The following is a 13,491-nucleotide window of genomic DNA, read 5'->3' on the forward strand; positions in this document are numbered from 1 at the left end:
GGCACCTGAACACCCGGCTCAGCTGGGTCGAGGGCACGCTCGTGGTCGTTCTCAAGGCGCAGCGGTCAGCTCCCGGGCGCGATCGGCCGAGCAACCGCCGGATCGAGTTCGCCTCGGTCCACGAAGGCGACGCCCCTCCAGGGCGACGGACCGCCGAGTGTCCGGCCGTCGGGCGGCGCGCAGGCTGAGGCACCGCACCCGCCCGCGCTTCCGCCGGCAGCGATCAGGGCTCAGGGCCGGCCGGCTGCGGAGGAGCCTGCCGAACATGACGACACCCACGACTCCCACCACTCCCGCAGCGCCCGCGACTCCCACCGCCGCCACGACACCCGCAGCACCCCGGCCGGACCGGTCCACCCAGGACTTCTCCGGCGAAGTGGCCGCCTACTACGCCGAGTTCCGCCGCGGGTACCCGACGGAGGTCCTCGACGCCCTGCAGTCCGTCTTCCCGTTGGAGGACGCCGTCGCCCTCGACCTCGGCTGCGGTACCGGCCAACTCGCCCTCCCGCTCGCCGCCCGCGTCCGCACCCTGCCCGACACGGCCGCTCATCGGCGGCCCTTCCCGGGGGGCGAGCCTGGTGGCGGGGCCGGTGGCTCAGGCCAGCAGCCCACCCGTGTACGGGTCCTCGGCGAGCATCCGCCAGGAGTGCGCGGGCGTCGCGAACGCCTCGGGGTCGACCGCCTTCACCCGAGCGTCGACCACGCTGAGCAGCAGCGCGTGCGGGTCGAACACCTCCCACTCGGCCTGCCCGTCCCAGCCCTCCCAGCGCTGCCACTCGGCGCGCAGCCTCTCGTACGTCCAGAGCGCGTACAGCAGCGCCGAGAGGTCCCGGTTGAGGTAGGTCGCGGGCTCGCCGTCCTCGTACCAGTCCGGCAGTTCCAGCCGGCCGGTGACGCCGTCGAGCGCGATCAGCAGGTCGTGCGGCCACCAGCCGATCGCGAGGAAGCCCCGCTGGTAGTCGCGGTCGACCCCGGCCTCCGCGTCCTCGTAGGCCGCGGGGTGCGCCTGCTCGATGGTGACCAGCGGCTCGTCCTCCGACACCCCGAACATCTCCCCGCCGAGCGGCAGCCCCACCTCGGTGAGCAGCCGCCTGGTCGGCTCGTGGACCAGACCCGCCGGCAGTTCCTCGGGCCGGTAACGACGCACCTTCCCGTCGTCGTCGGTCAGCGCCGCGAGATCCTCGACCAGGTCCGGCCCGAACTCGAAGGCGAGGCCGTCCGTGCCGGCGCCCGGCCGGGCGCCCCAGGCCAGCGAGGCGACCAGCACCGCGGTGCCCCAGTGCGCCGGAGGCCGCTCCCCGCCTCCGGCGAACAGTCGCGGGTCGATCGCCCGCATCCGCTTCCCGCTCAACGCGGCGACGGTGGACGCGATCCGCGCACCCCGCTGCCCGTCGCCCGCCTCCCGGTCCGCGGCGGCCAGGGCCACGGCCTCGGTCTCCCGTATCAGCCCGGCGAGCGCGGGCAGGTCGGTCGCGAGCAGGTCGTGGCGGAGCGTCTCGCCCTCCTGCTCGACGAGCCGGACCTCTCCGCCCACCCCGTCGAGCACCACCAGGCTGCCGCAGTAATCCGTCTCCCCGAGGACGAACAACCGCCCGTCGCCCAGGACTTCACCACCCTGCCCGGCGGTGAGCACCTTCGGCGGGCCCGCGGCCAGCCGCCGGAAGTCCAGCAGCGCCGCCCGCTCCGGCAGCCCCTCCGTCACCAGGAACTCCCGGCTCCCCGCATGCGTCAGCCCCGCCGGCAGCTCGGCTTCCAGCACCACGTCACTCCTCACCCCGACTCACACCGACCACGTCCAGAACCCGACCCTAAACGCTGCCGTGTGGCCAACGGCGAGCGCCCGCAACAGGTCGGGCAGGTCCTCGGCGCTGCCGTAGGCGTGCGAGGTGTCGGCTCAGGGGTGCGCGTCGACGCCGTCGAGCGGGTGTGCGGGGTTCATGGCAGGTGATCCTGGCAGGGCGGTCGGACAGCCGGGCCGGCCGAAAGGCCGGGCCCGTGAGCCGTGCCGCTCACGCCCGCCCGTGAGCCGTGCCGCTCGCGGCCTCTCCGGAGCCGTGTCGCTCAGGCCGACGGGTGGAGGACGGCCTCGACGATCTCGCGGACCCGCTCCGGGGTGATGCCGGTGCGCTGTTCGACGGCGAGCGGGTGGTCGGTGGGCTCCAGCTCGACGGCGGGGCGCTCGCCGACCGGGCGGGTGTGGACGTGGGTCTTGAGGTTGAGCGTGCCGGGGGAGTAGACGAGGAGGTCGGTGGTCAGCCAGCCGAAGTAGGGCGGCTCGCTCTCCCGGCCGGGGGTGGTCCACAGCTCGGTCGCGCGGGCGAAGTTCGGCTCGCTGAGGGAGACCCAGACACCCCATGAGAAGACGTCGGTGGTGCCGAGCACCGGTATCTCGATCAGGCCCTTGACGAAGAAGTGCCGTCCCTTGACCACGCACTGGTCCTCGGAAAGCATGCTGTCGCGCCGCTTCCCGTACTTCTCCTTCCAGACGTGGGGTGCCGCGGCGGAGAAGCCCATGGGCGGCTCCGCGTGGTACTCGCCACAGCAGGAACAGGTGAAACCGGGGACGTCAGCCATGGGCGGGAGCTTAACGGCTGATGCTGCACCGCTCTGACCTGGGGTGATGCTCGGCCGTGGCCGTGGCCGCGGCCGGTCACCGCGTCGTGGTGGCCAGCCCCGCTTCGTAGGCGATGATCACCAGCTGGACGCGGTCGCGCGCGTCCAATTTGCTGAGCAGTCGTGCCACATGGGACTTGGCGGTGGCGACGGAGATGAACAGCTCGTCGGCGATCTCGGTGTTCGAGCGGCCCCGGCCGACCAGGGTGAGGACCTCCCGCTCGCGTTCGGTGATGCCCTCGATCGTCCGGGACGGCGCGGGGGCGCTGCCGGGCGCGGGGCGGTCGAGGAAGTCGGCGATCAGGCGCCGGGTGACGCCCGGTGCGATCAGGGCGTCCCCGGCGGCGACCACGCGGACCGCCGCCAGGATGTCGTCCACCGCCATGTCCTTGACCGCGAAGCCGCTGGCGCCCGCCCGCAGCGCGCCGTGGACGTACTCGTCCTCGTCGAAGGTGGTCAGGACCAGGACGCGGGTGGAGCCGGAGGCGGCGGTGATCAGGCGGGTGGCCTCGATGCCGTCCATGCCGGGCATCCGGATGTCCATCACCACCACGTCCGGGTCGACCTCCTGGGCCAGCCGGACCGCCTCGGCGCCCGACCCGGCCTCGCCGACGACCTCCAGGTCGGGGTGGTCGGCCATGATCACGCGCAGGCCGGAGCGGACCAGTGGCTGGTCGTCGACCAGGACGACGCGGATGCTCATCGGACGCCCGCCCGCCCGGTCCCGGGCGCCTGCGGAGCCGGCCGCGAACCCGCTCGGGGTGCCGGCTGCGACACCGCCGGGGGGACCGGTTGCGCACCCGCCTGCGGTGCCGGCTGCGACACCGCCCGCGACACCGTCTGGGGGAGTGGCAGCCGCGCCGCCACCCGGAACCCGCCCTCCGGACGCGGGCCGGCGCTGAACCGGCCGTGCAGCAGGCTGACGCGCTCGCGCATGCCGGTGATGCCGAAACCGGACCCCGCCGGACTCGGCGTCCCACGCCCGTCGTCGAGGACCTCCACCGACAACTCCTCCACCCCGTAGTCGATGGCCACCCGGCAGTTCCCGGTGCCCGCATGGCGGACCACGTTGGTCACCGCCTCCTGCACGATACGGTAGGCGGACAGGTCGATGTCGGCCGGCAGCCGACGCCGCTCGCCGGCCCACTGCACCTCGACCCGGACCCCTGCGTCCGCGGTCGCCGCCACCAGCCGCTCGACGTCCGCGAGCCCCGGCGTCGGAGCGAGCGGAGCCGAGCCCGTGCCGGTGTCCGGATCGGCCTGACGGAGCGCCACCAGTGTGCGCCGGAGGCCCGCCAGGGTCTCCCGGCTGGTGGACTCGATCGCCCGCAGCGCCTCGCGCGCCTCGGCCGGCTGCGTCTCGATGACCCGGCTGCCCACCCCGGCCTGGATGGCGATGATCCCGATGCTGTGCGCGACCATGTCGTGCAACTCGCGGGCGATCCGCAGCCGTTCCGCGGTCACCGCCTCGGCGATCTCCTGCGAGCGCAGGGCGACCGCGTGCTCGCGGCGCTCGCGGAGCAGCAGGCCGACCACGCAGCAGGTGACCAGCGCCAGGAGGACGATCAGGGCGACGCCCACCATGTTGTCGGGGCGGGTGAACAGGCCGACGGCGAGGAACTGCAGCACGAACGCCACCGCGACGGCGGCGGTCGAGGTGCGTTGCGACCGGGTGGCGACCACCAGGCCCAGTACGAGGTCCACCGTCAGGAACGGCAGGAACGTCATCGCGCTCTGGCCCCGGCTCAGCACCACCACGCTCAGCGCGCCGAACAGGGTCAGTGCCAGGGCCGTCAGCGGACGGCGGCGCAGCAGGCCGAGGAGCAGGCCGCCGGCGAGCAGCCCCCCGAGGGCGTGCAGGTCGCTGTTGGCCCGCGGCGCGCCGGTCATCAGCAGCAGCACCACGACGGGGTAGCACGCCCCGCCGACCCAGGCCGCGAGCCGGTGGCCCCGTGCCACCTCGGTGGACGTGCCGGCTCCGGTGGCCGCACCCGCTTCGGTCCCCCCGCCCGCTTCGGTCCCCCCGCTCGCCTCGCCCGCCCGGCTCGTTCCGCCTGTTCCGCCTGCTCTGCCCGCCCCGCTCGTCATGCCGCGAGACTAGCCGTCGGCCGCCCGCCGGACATTGGCCCCCGGGCGTACGCCCCAGGGCGAAGCGGCCCGTGCAACTGTCGCCCTCGGCCTGATGCCCGGTGCGGGGTCCGACCGGAAGAGTCGGTGCCGTGATCGAAGTCAACGAACTCACCAAGACGTACGGCGGCAGGACCGCCGTGGACCACCTGTCGTTCACCGTCCGGGCCGGGCAGGTCACCGGGTTCCTCGGGCCCAACGGCGCCGGCAAGACCACCACCCTGCGACTGATCCTCGGCCTGGACGCGCCCACCGCCGGCACGGCCACCGTCGGGGGCGTCCCGTTCCGCAGCCACCGGCGCGGACTGCGGCACGTCGGGGCCCTGCTGGACGCGGGGCACGTCCACGGCGGGCGGACCGCCGAGGCCCATCTGGCGGCGCTGGCCCGCAGCAACGGCATCGCGCGGAGCCGGGTGGCCGAGGTGCTGGCGGAGGTGGGCCTGGCCGAGGCGGCGCGCCGCCGGATCGGCGGATTCTCGCTCGGCATGAAGCAGCGGCTCGGCATCGCCACCGCCCTGCTCGGGGACCCGCCGGTGCTGGTGTTCGACGAGCCCGTCAACGGCATGGACCCGGAGGGCGTGCTCTGGGTCCGCCGGCTGTTCCGCCGGCTGGCCGCGGAGGGCCGCACGGTGTTCCTCTCCAGCCACCTGATGGCGGAGATGGAGCAGACCGCCGACCAGCTCGTCGTCATCGGGCAGGGCCGGCTGGTCGCCGCCGAGCCGGTCCGGGCCTTCGCCGCCCGCAGCACCCGGCTCACCGTGGTGGTCGGCACCCCGCAGGCCGCCGAACTGACCGTGCTGCTGACCGCGGCCGGCGCCTCGGTCGAACCGGAGGGCTCGGCCGGGGCCGAACGGCTCGTCGTGACCGGGGCGGCGGCCGGCCGGATCGGCGCACTCGCCGCCGAGCACCGCATCGTGCTGACCGAACTCGCCACCCGAAGCGCCTCGTTGGAGGAGGCGTTCATGGAACTGACCGCAGACCGCGTCGACTACCAGGCAGGACGGACCCGATGACCGCACTCGCCCCCGAGCCCGCCGGCGCCTCCCCGGCCCCCACCCCTTCCTCCTCTTCCTCTTCCCCTTCCTCCCCCTCCGCCGGCCGGACTGCCGAGCCGCCCGCGCGCTTCGGCGACGTGTTCGCCGCCGAGTGGATCAAGCTGCGCTCGCTGCGCTCCACCCCGTGGATTTTTGCCTTCGCCGTCCTGTTCGTCGTCGGCTCCTCCGCGGCGGCGGCGCTGGCGGAGTCCGCCAACCTCGCGGGGGTCGAGATGGCGGCCCGCCCCAACGAGGGCTTCCTGGTGTTCGACGCCTATCCGGTGCCCGGCTACCTGACGCTGATGCTCGTCGCCGGCAGCCTCGGCGCGTTCAGCGTCGTCAACGAGTACAGCAGCGGGCTGATCCGCACCACCATGGTGGCGGTGCCCGCGCGCCGCGAGGTGGTACTGGCGAAGGCGGCGGTCGTCACCGCGGTCTGGACCGTGGCCGGCACGGTGACCTCGATCGGCTCGTTCACCGTCTCCCAGGCGATCCTGAACGTGCATCAGGCCGGCGTCCCGTTCAGCCACCCCGGTGTCCTGCGCGCCGTGGTGGTGTCCGCGCTGGTGGCCCCGGTCTGCGCGCTGGTCGGACTGTGCTTCGGCGTCCTGGTCCGGCACGCCGCGGCGGCCACGGTCACCACCGGCTTCGTGCTGCTGATGCTGCCGGTGTTCTTCTCGACCTCCGTGCGCTGGTCCGCCGACGTCAACCACCTGATGGTGTCCTCCGCCTGGAAGCGCCTGGTCGAGCACTGGTCACCGCCGCCCGGCAGCGGCTTCGACTACCCCACCGTCTCCGGCTCCTGGACAGTGCTGGCGGTCTGGCCGCTGGCCGCCGTCGTCCTCTCGCTGGCCGTCGTACGGCGCCGTGACGTCTGAGGCAGCGTGACGTCTGCGGAGGTGTGACGTCCGAGGCGGCGTGAGACGTGCTGACGTGTGATCAAAGCCGCGGGTTGCCCTAGGATCGACAGCCCATGGACGCCAATGCGGAAAACCTGATGATCACTGTTCCGTCGGGCCGGGTGACACTGTCCGACCGGCGGACCCAGCGCAGCTGGCCGGTGGATCTCGCGCCCTACCGGCTCGCGGCGTTCCCGGTCACCCAGGCGTTGTACGCGGAGGTGACCGGCGACCGGCCGGGCACCGCCGAGGGGGACCGCCTGCCCGTCGAGAGCGTCTCCTGGTGGGACGCGGTCCGCTTCTGCAACACCCTCTCCCACCGCGACGGCCTCACCCCCGCCTACCACCCCGACCCCGAGGCCGAGACCGTCACGTGGGACCAGGACGCCGACGGGTACCGGCTGCCCACCGAGGCCGAGTGGGAGCACGCCTGCCGCGCCGGCACCACCGGACCGCACTACGGCCCGCTGGACGAGATCGCCTGGTACCGCGGCAACTCGGACGAGCGGATCCACGAGGTGGGCGGCAAGCAGCCCAACCCCTGGGGCTTCCACGACATGCTCGGCAACGTCTGGAACTGGTGCTGGGACGTCTACGACGCCGAGGTCTACGGCAGCTACCGGGTCCTGCGCGGCGGCGGCTGGTTCGACGAGCACTGGAGCTGCCGCGCCTCCGCCCGCCGCCGCAGCCACCCCACCTACCGCGTCGACGACGTCGGCTTCCGCATCGCCCGCTCCCTCACCTCCTGAGGCCTCAGGGCGGCTCAGGGCAGGTCAGGCGGTTCAGCGCAGGTCGGTGCGGGTTCAGGATGGGTCGGTGCAGGTCGGTGCAGGTCGGTGCAGGTCGGTGCGGTTCAGTGCGGTGAGGGTGGTGACCCGGGCGCTGCCGTCGGAGCCGAGCCGTCCCTCGGCCGGGCCCGCGTAGGGGCCCGCCGCCGCCGGCTGGGAGGATCTCCGGCATGACGTCCCCGTTCCGCGTCCTCCACGTCCTCGGCGACCGCCCGTTCGCCGAGGTCGGTCAGCCTGTCCTCGCCGTGTCCGACGAGGGGCGCGGCCTGCTCGCCGTCGCGGACGAGCCCGGGTTCGCCGGGGTGGCGACGACGGGGGTGTACGGCACGGGGGACCTCGGCTGCCGGGCCGTGCTCCGGACGCGCTTCCCGGTCCACGCGCTGGCCTTCCACCCCACGGCGCCCCTGCTCGCCGTCGGCACCGGGGAGTACGACGGCGGCTACTTCTTCGAGGGGGAGCTGTTCCTGCTCGACTGGGAAACGGGCGCCACCACCTCCCTCATCGAGCACGACTTCGGCCGCCAGGTGCTCGGACTGACCTGGCTCGACGAGCAGGCCCTGCGCGTGCTGATGGCACCGCCCGACGACTGGAAGGACCGGAAGGCGCACGTCGAGGGCCACGCAGCCGTCGTGCGGCGCCCTGACTGGGGCGCCGTCGCACCCCGTTCGCTCACCGGCGCCGACCTGGCCGGCCCCCGGGTGCCGGCCCCGCGCACCGACGGCGAGGACGCGGCCCACCGGGTGCTCTCCGCGCTGGGCCCGGACTGGGAGCCCCGGCGGCACGTCCTCGCCGTCGAGGAGCTGCTGGACGGCGCGGTCCTGGCCACCCTCGACCGGGAGGAGGGCGACCCGGAGCCGCCCGTGTGCACCGCCCTCGCCGACGGCCTGCTGATCCAGCACCGGACCACGGCCTACGTCGACCGGCGCGAGCGCCTGCGGATCCGTTACGGCAGCCGGGACTACGTCAACCAGGCCCCCGGGGCCGGCCGGAAGTCGAAGCGGCACTGGCTCTCGGTGCGGTCTCCCGAGGGGAAGGGCGTCCAGCCCCTGTTCCCGTTCTCCTGGGAGCCCGGGGAGACGCACTTCCCCGGCCCGGGCGTGGAGACCGACGACGGCGATCTGGTGCACGCCGGCACCGTCTACGACGGCCGCGGGCTGCAGCCCGGCGGCTCGTTCGTCGTCCGCCGCGCGGCCACCGACGGCGCGCCGCGCTGGGTCTTCCGGACCGACCACGTCGCCACCGACCTCGACATCGAACCGGACACCGCCTACCTCGCCTACCGCAACGGCGAGCTCGTGGCCCTCGACCTCCACGACGGCACGCTGCGCTGGCGCCACCGGCTGGCCGTCGCCGGTGTCCCCGCCGTCCCGACGGCGCTCACCGTCACCGGCCCCGGCCGCCTGCTCGTCGGCACGGCCGACGGCCGGGTCCTGGACTGCGCGACCGCGTGACCGGCCGCGTCCTGGCCCGTGGTGAAGCCGCCTGCCCGGGCCCGACGGGTTGGACGGGTCCGCTGCTCCGTGGCCGTGGTCCGCTTCGAGCGGGCGATCTCGTAGCGTACGACTTCTCGCCCATGCAGCCAAAGCCCCGACGACGGAACGCCGTTCGGTGTCGGGGACGCGAGAGCCGGTACGCGAGAGCCGGGGACGCCCGGTGAACCCACGGAGCCCGAGCGTCCGTCACCTCAACTGAAGGGGCTGCCCGGTGGACGGGCGGTTTCGGTCCGGACCGACCGTGGATCACGGTGGCGTCGTCCGTCGCCGGCAGGACCTCGGCCGGCGCGGGATTCCGGTCGTACCTGTCGCGCAGCGGGCTCGTCATGACGGCGGTGCGGGCGTGCTCCCCGCCGTCGCGGTGCAGTGCCCCGGCCGCGAGCCTGCGTGCCGGGGACGAGGACCGTGCCGCACCGGCGATGCTCGGGTCCCGGTTCGGTCTCGCCTTGCCCCCGACGTGGAAGAGCGGCAGCTTCCAGCCGGGTTGCGGAGCATGGACCTGCTCGCGGGGTCGGAGGGGCGCGAATCGCCACCCGCGCTCCCTCTGACCCCCTCTTCCCCTTGCTTAGACGGCGGGAACGCCGACCATCGACCACGCCTTGAGGACGGCCTGGGCTTCGTCGCCGTCGCCGTACAGGCTGCGGGCGGTTGCGGCCGTCAGCCGTGCGAAGTCCGCGAACTGGGCGTCGGCGGCGAGCTCGCCCCCGGTCAGGGTGGCGTACCAGATCCTTCCGGCCCGTTCCCAGGCGTTGCCACCGAGGCTGGTCGCCAGCAGGTAGAAGGCGTGGTTGGGGATGCCGGAGTTGATGTGCACGCCGCCGTTGTCCCGGCTGGTCCTGACGTAGTCGTCCATGGTGGCCGGCTGGGGGTCCTTGCCGATCTGATCATCGTCGTAGGCCGTGCCCGGGGCCTTGAGGGAGCGCAGCGCCTGGCCCTGGACGGTCGGGCCGAGCAGGCCGGTGCCGATGAGCCAGTCCGCCTCGTCGGCGGACTGGCCGAGCGCGTACTGCTTGGTCAGCGAGCCGAGGACGTCCGAGATCGACTCGTTGAGCGCGCCGGACTGTCCGAAGTACTCCAGGTTGGCGGTGAACTGGATGACGCCGTGGGTGAGTTCGTGGGCGATGACGTCCAGTGGAACGGTGAGGTCGAGCAGGAGGTCCCCGAGGCCGTCACCGAAGACCATCTGCCGACCGTTCCAGAACGCGTTGCCGTACTGGTCGTCGTAGTGGACGGTGGCGTCGAGCGGCAGCCCGGAGTCGTCGATCGACCGGCGGCCGTACGCCTTGAGGTAGAAGTCGAAGGTCGCACCGAGCCCGGCGTGCGCGCGGTTGACCGCCGGGTCCTCGGAAGGCCGGTCATTCTCCGAGTGCACCTTCGTACCGGGAATCGCGTCCTGATTCCGGGCGTCGTAGACAGTGCGCCGTGGCGTGTCGGAAGGGGTGCCGACAGGGGCATCCGACCCCCGAACCGACGTGATCCGGCGCTGGGTACGCAGGAGGGCGTCGTGTTCGAGTGTGCGCCGGGCGGGCTCGTACACGGCCGGGTCCTCGGACTGGGCGAGCCTGTCGAGGATGTGCGGCGGGACGATCGTGCAGAACGGGGCGGTGGTCTCCATGCGCAGCAATCTGACACAGGGTGACGGCCTTGTCGCTCGACGCGGCCAAGGTGACCGGCCTCGAACTCCGCAGCGCCCGGCTGGTGGACGCGCGGAGCTACTCGGCCCACCGGCTCGGCGTGCACTGGCACCTGGTGGGGCTGCTCTACCACGTCGAGCTCAAGCCCGGCCGGCCGGTCGTCACCGAGGTCGGCGGGTCGACCTCGGGTGCCCGGTGGATGCCGCTCTCCGGCCTGACGGAGTCGATGCTCTCCCCGGCGGCGGTCGACGCCCTCGGCCTGCTCGGGCAGCCGTAGAGCCCGGGCCGCCGCGTCCGTTCGTGCAATGATCGCCCCCGTGGACTCGACGACGCCGACCGGAATCCGCCGGACGCCGCTGCTCGCCAGGATGGGCCTGCGGGCGGGCCTGCGCGTTGGCCTGCTCTGTGCGGGGGCCGCCCTGGTGGCCGGGTGCGGCAGTACGAGCGTGACCGGGGCGGGCGGAGGGGCGCCGGGGCCGGTGACGCCCGAGCCGCTGGTCACCGCGACGGTCACTCCCACTCCCACTCCCACCATGGTCTGTTCGCCCGAGGGCGTGTCGCTGGCCGCGGAGGAGGCGAACGCCGCGATGGGCCTGCGGGTGATGGGGATCCGCCTGACCAACTGCGGGACCAGGCCGTACACCCTGAACGGCCACCCGGGCGTGCGCGTGCTCGACGCGGAGCGGGCGCCGCTGGACATCGAGGTCCGGCGCGGTTCGGCGGGCATCGCCACCCTGGACACCTTCGACGCGGCGCCGAAGCCGGTGACGCTCCAGCCGGGGGAGTCCGCGAGCTTCTCCCTGGCCTGGCGCAACACCGTCACCTCCGGCACCCGGCCGGCCGACAACGGCCGCTTCCTCGACGTCGCCCCGCTCCCCGGCCGCCCCCGACTCACCGTCCCCGCCGAGCTCGACCTGGGCACCACCGGCAGGCTGGGCCTCTCCGCCTGGACGAAGTCGGACCCCGACCGCCCGGCCACCGCCCCTCCGCGGCCCGCGGCCCCTCAGACCGGGTGACCGGCGCGACGCAGTCGTGGGGGGTGCCTGCGCCGCGCCGGGGCTTCTGATGGGACGGGGTGCCGGGCCCGGAAGGCGGGGTGTCGTCCGGCTCGGCGATCCGCAGGTCGCCGAGGCGGATCATGGGGGAATTCCATCATTCGCCAACGAACTCCGCCTATCGCCGGAAAGAGTGGTTTGGCTTTCTGGCGGTGGTCTTTGACGATCAATCCGCCGTGTGCGTCGAACCGGCCGGGCGGGGTGCGTCGGCTGCTCCGGGGTCGGGGAAGAGCCGGCCGAGGTGGTAGTGCAGGACCGCGGTCGCGTCGTCCGCCGTCCGCTGGCCGAGCAGGACGCTCAGGCCGAGGCCGGCGGAGACCGCAAGGAGGACGACGGCCTCCTGGCGGGCGTCCATGCGCGGATCGGCGTCCCCGGCCTGCTGGGCGGCGGCCAGCAGGCCGACCAGGAAGTCCTCCATCTCGTTGGGTGCCGCGAGGAACGACTGGCCGGCGAGTGCGGGGTCGGTGACGGAGAGCACCGCGTACTCGGTGTAGACGAGGTGGAAGGTCCGGCTCTCCTCGTCGGTCGGGACGGCTTCGAGCAGGATCGCCTCGATGACGTCCCGCGGGGCTGCCGAGGGGCCGGTCGGCCTCGTGCGGTCGCGGACCCGCTCGCCCATGCGGACTGCCAGGCGGGCGAGTGCCGCGAGCAGCAGCTGCTCCTTGGTGTCGAAGTAGTACTGCACGAGCCGCACCGAGACGCCCGCCTCGATCGCGACGGACCGCATGGTGACGGCGTGCAGGCCGCCGCTCGCCGCCGCGCGGAGCAGTGCGTCGATGATGTGGGCCCGCCGCTCCTCGTGATCCACCAGCTTCGGCATCGGGTTCCCTTCAAAACTTTTTATGGTACAAACATACCATCAAGTGCTGCTGTTTCGTGCACCGGGAGGGGACATGACCAGGACGAGCATCGGACACTTCGTCAGCGAGGAGGCCCGGGCGAAGTTCCTCAAGGCATACGACCATGCGATGGGGCTGTGGCCGGGCCCCCGCCGGGAACTCGACGTCGAAACCACCTACGGCACCGTCCACGTCCACCACTACGGACCCCGGACCGGCGAACCGGTCGTGCTGCTGCACGGTCATGCCGGACACGCGTCCAACTGGTACCCGCAGATCGCCGCCCTGGGCGAGAACCACCCGGTCTACGCGATCGACACGCTGGACGACCCCGGCCGCAGCGTCCAGCGCGTCGTCGCGGCCGACTCCCGGGAGAACGCGGCCTGGCTCGGCGAGGTCTTCTCCGGTCTCGGGCTGGAACGGATCCACCTGGTCGGCCTCTCCTACGGCGGCTGGCTGGCCCTGAACCAGGCCGTCCACGCACCCGAGCGCCTCGCGTCGGTCGCGTCGCTGGACCCCGGCGGGATCGAGAAGGTCCCCGCGCGGTTCTACGCGCACATGATCGGCGGCCTGTTCGGCATGCTCGCCCCGCGGCGCCTGCGCCCCGCGCTGGGACGGCTGCTCGCCAACCCCGCGCTCAGCTCGCCGCCCCGGATGATCGCGCCGCTGATGCTGGCCATGCGGACCTACAAGCCGAACACCCGCCCCGCGGCCCGGCCGTTCACCGACGAGGAGCTGGGCTCCATCCGGCTGCCCGTCCTCGCCCTGCTGGGCAGCCGCAGTGCCCTGCTCCGGCCGCACCAGGCGCTGAGGAGGGTCACCGCGCTGGTTCCGGGAGTCCGGGCCGAGATCGTGCAACGAGCCGGCCACGGCCTCAACCTGGAACGCCCCGACCTGGTCAACGAACGCCTGCTGCAGTTCATCGCCTCCTGCGGGCGGGCGGCGCGGAGCTGACCGGGGGCGGCCACGACGCGCCCGCGTCCGAGCGCGTCGTGGCCGCCCCCCGGGT

Annotated in this window: 13 protein-coding genes; 7 read left to right on the forward strand and 6 right to left on the reverse strand. The window is 73.4% G+C overall.

Annotated elements, in window-relative coordinates; genetic code table 11:
- Positions 1-595: 595 nt before the first annotated feature.
- The 4 genes from C2142_RS29645 to C2142_RS29660 form a co-directional block, all read right to left on the reverse strand.
- Complete coding sequence (locus C2142_RS29645; protein ID WP_162002570.1) at positions 596-1,762, reverse strand: SUKH-4 family immunity protein; 1,167 nt, start codon at positions 1,760-1,762, stop codon at positions 596-598.
- A gap of 299 nt (positions 1,763-2,061) precedes the next feature.
- On the reverse strand, positions 2,062-2,514 hold the full coding sequence (locus tag C2142_RS29650) for a DUF2199 domain-containing protein (RefSeq protein WP_241003295.1): 453 nt from the start codon (positions 2,512-2,514) through the stop codon (positions 2,062-2,064).
- A gap of 136 nt (positions 2,515-2,650) precedes the next feature.
- Positions 2,651-3,316 (reverse strand): response regulator transcription factor, encoded by a 666-nt coding sequence (locus C2142_RS29655; RefSeq protein WP_148645777.1) that lies wholly within the window; start codon positions 3,314-3,316, stop codon positions 2,651-2,653.
- Entirely contained in the window at positions 3,313-4,572 is a 1,260-nt protein-coding gene (locus C2142_RS29660; RefSeq protein WP_241002853.1) for a sensor histidine kinase, read from the reverse strand. The genes C2142_RS29655 and C2142_RS29660 overlap by 4 nt, the downstream gene beginning before the upstream one ends.
- A gap of 260 nt (positions 4,573-4,832) precedes the next feature.
- On the opposite strand from C2142_RS29660, the gene C2142_RS29665 reads away from it, so the two are divergent.
- The 4 genes from C2142_RS29665 to C2142_RS29680 all read left to right on the forward strand — a co-directional run bounded on the left by C2142_RS29665 (position 4,833) and on the right by C2142_RS29680 (position 8,912).
- Positions 4,833-5,753, forward strand: a complete 921-nt coding sequence (locus C2142_RS29665; RefSeq protein WP_148645778.1) for an ABC transporter ATP-binding protein — start codon at positions 4,833-4,835, stop codon at positions 5,751-5,753.
- On the forward strand, positions 5,750-6,652 hold the full coding sequence (locus C2142_RS29670; protein WP_174315768.1) for an ABC transporter permease subunit: 903 nt from the start codon (positions 5,750-5,752) through the stop codon (positions 6,650-6,652). Before C2142_RS29665 ends, C2142_RS29670 begins: the two co-directional genes overlap by 4 nt.
- A 95-nt stretch (positions 6,653-6,747) precedes the next feature.
- A complete protein-coding gene (locus tag C2142_RS29675) occupies positions 6,748-7,422 on the forward strand; it encodes a formylglycine-generating enzyme family protein (protein ID WP_206671036.1) in 675 nt (224 codons plus the stop codon).
- Positions 7,423-7,631: 209 nt separating this feature from the next.
- Positions 7,632-8,912, forward strand: coding sequence for a hypothetical protein (locus C2142_RS29680; protein ID WP_148645779.1), 1,281 nt, complete (start codon positions 7,632-7,634; stop codon positions 8,910-8,912).
- 607 nt (positions 8,913-9,519) lie between these two features.
- On the opposite strand, the gene C2142_RS29685 is transcribed toward C2142_RS29680, so the two are convergent.
- Positions 9,520-10,569, reverse strand: a complete 1,050-nt coding sequence (locus C2142_RS29685; protein WP_148645780.1) for a M4 family metallopeptidase — start codon at positions 10,567-10,569, stop codon at positions 9,520-9,522.
- 29 nt (positions 10,570-10,598) lie between these two features.
- Here C2142_RS29685 and C2142_RS29690 point away from each other — a divergent pair, with 29 nt between their 5' ends.
- Positions 10,599-10,865 (forward strand): hypothetical protein, encoded by a 267-nt coding sequence (locus C2142_RS29690; protein ID WP_148645781.1) that lies wholly within the window; start codon positions 10,599-10,601, stop codon positions 10,863-10,865.
- Between the two features lie 40 nt (positions 10,866-10,905).
- A complete protein-coding gene (locus C2142_RS29695) occupies positions 10,906-11,604 on the forward strand; it encodes a DUF4232 domain-containing protein (RefSeq protein WP_162002571.1) in 699 nt (232 codons plus the stop codon).
- A gap of 205 nt (positions 11,605-11,809) precedes the next feature.
- Here C2142_RS29695 and C2142_RS29700 read toward each other — a convergent pair whose 3' ends face one another.
- On the reverse strand, positions 11,810-12,463 hold the full coding sequence (locus C2142_RS29700; RefSeq protein ID WP_148645783.1) for a TetR/AcrR family transcriptional regulator: 654 nt from the start codon (positions 12,461-12,463) through the stop codon (positions 11,810-11,812).
- A 73-nt stretch (positions 12,464-12,536) separates the two neighbouring features.
- Between C2142_RS29700 and C2142_RS29705 the strand changes: the two genes are divergently transcribed.
- Positions 12,537-13,436, forward strand: coding sequence for an alpha/beta fold hydrolase (locus C2142_RS29705; protein WP_241002854.1), 900 nt, complete (start codon positions 12,537-12,539; stop codon positions 13,434-13,436).
- Positions 13,437-13,491 lie beyond the last annotated feature (55 nt).

Source organism: Streptomyces sp. CB01881 (assembly GCF_002953255.1).
Classification (GTDB): Bacteria; Actinomycetota; Actinomycetes; order Streptomycetales; family Streptomycetaceae; genus Kitasatospora.

Bases quoted from the DNA above. Each gene is read 5' to 3' on its own strand.
- C2142_RS29650 (WP_241003295.1), bottom strand. From the start codon at position 2,514: ATGGGCTTCTCCGCCGCGGCACCCCACGTCTGGAAGGAGAAGTACGGG.
- C2142_RS29655 (WP_148645777.1), bottom strand. From the start codon at position 3,316: ATGAGCATCCGCGTCGTCCTGGTCGACGACCAGCCACTGGTCCGCTCC.
- C2142_RS29670 (WP_174315768.1), top strand. From the start codon at position 5,750: ATGACCGCACTCGCCCCCGAGCCCGCCGGCGCCTCCCCGGCCCCCACC.
- C2142_RS29675 (WP_206671036.1), top strand. From the start codon at position 6,748: ATGGACGCCAATGCGGAAAACCTGATGATCACTGTTCCGTCGGGCCGG.
- C2142_RS29680 (WP_148645779.1), top strand. From the start codon at position 7,632: ATGACGTCCCCGTTCCGCGTCCTCCACGTCCTCGGCGACCGCCCGTTC.
- C2142_RS29685 (WP_148645780.1), bottom strand. From the start codon at position 10,569: ATGGAGACCACCGCCCCGTTCTGCACGATCGTCCCGCCGCACATCCTC.
- C2142_RS29700 (WP_148645783.1), bottom strand. From the start codon at position 12,463: ATGCCGAAGCTGGTGGATCACGAGGAGCGGCGGGCCCACATCATCGAC.
- C2142_RS29705 (WP_241002854.1), top strand. From the start codon at position 12,537: ATGACCAGGACGAGCATCGGACACTTCGTCAGCGAGGAGGCCCGGGCG.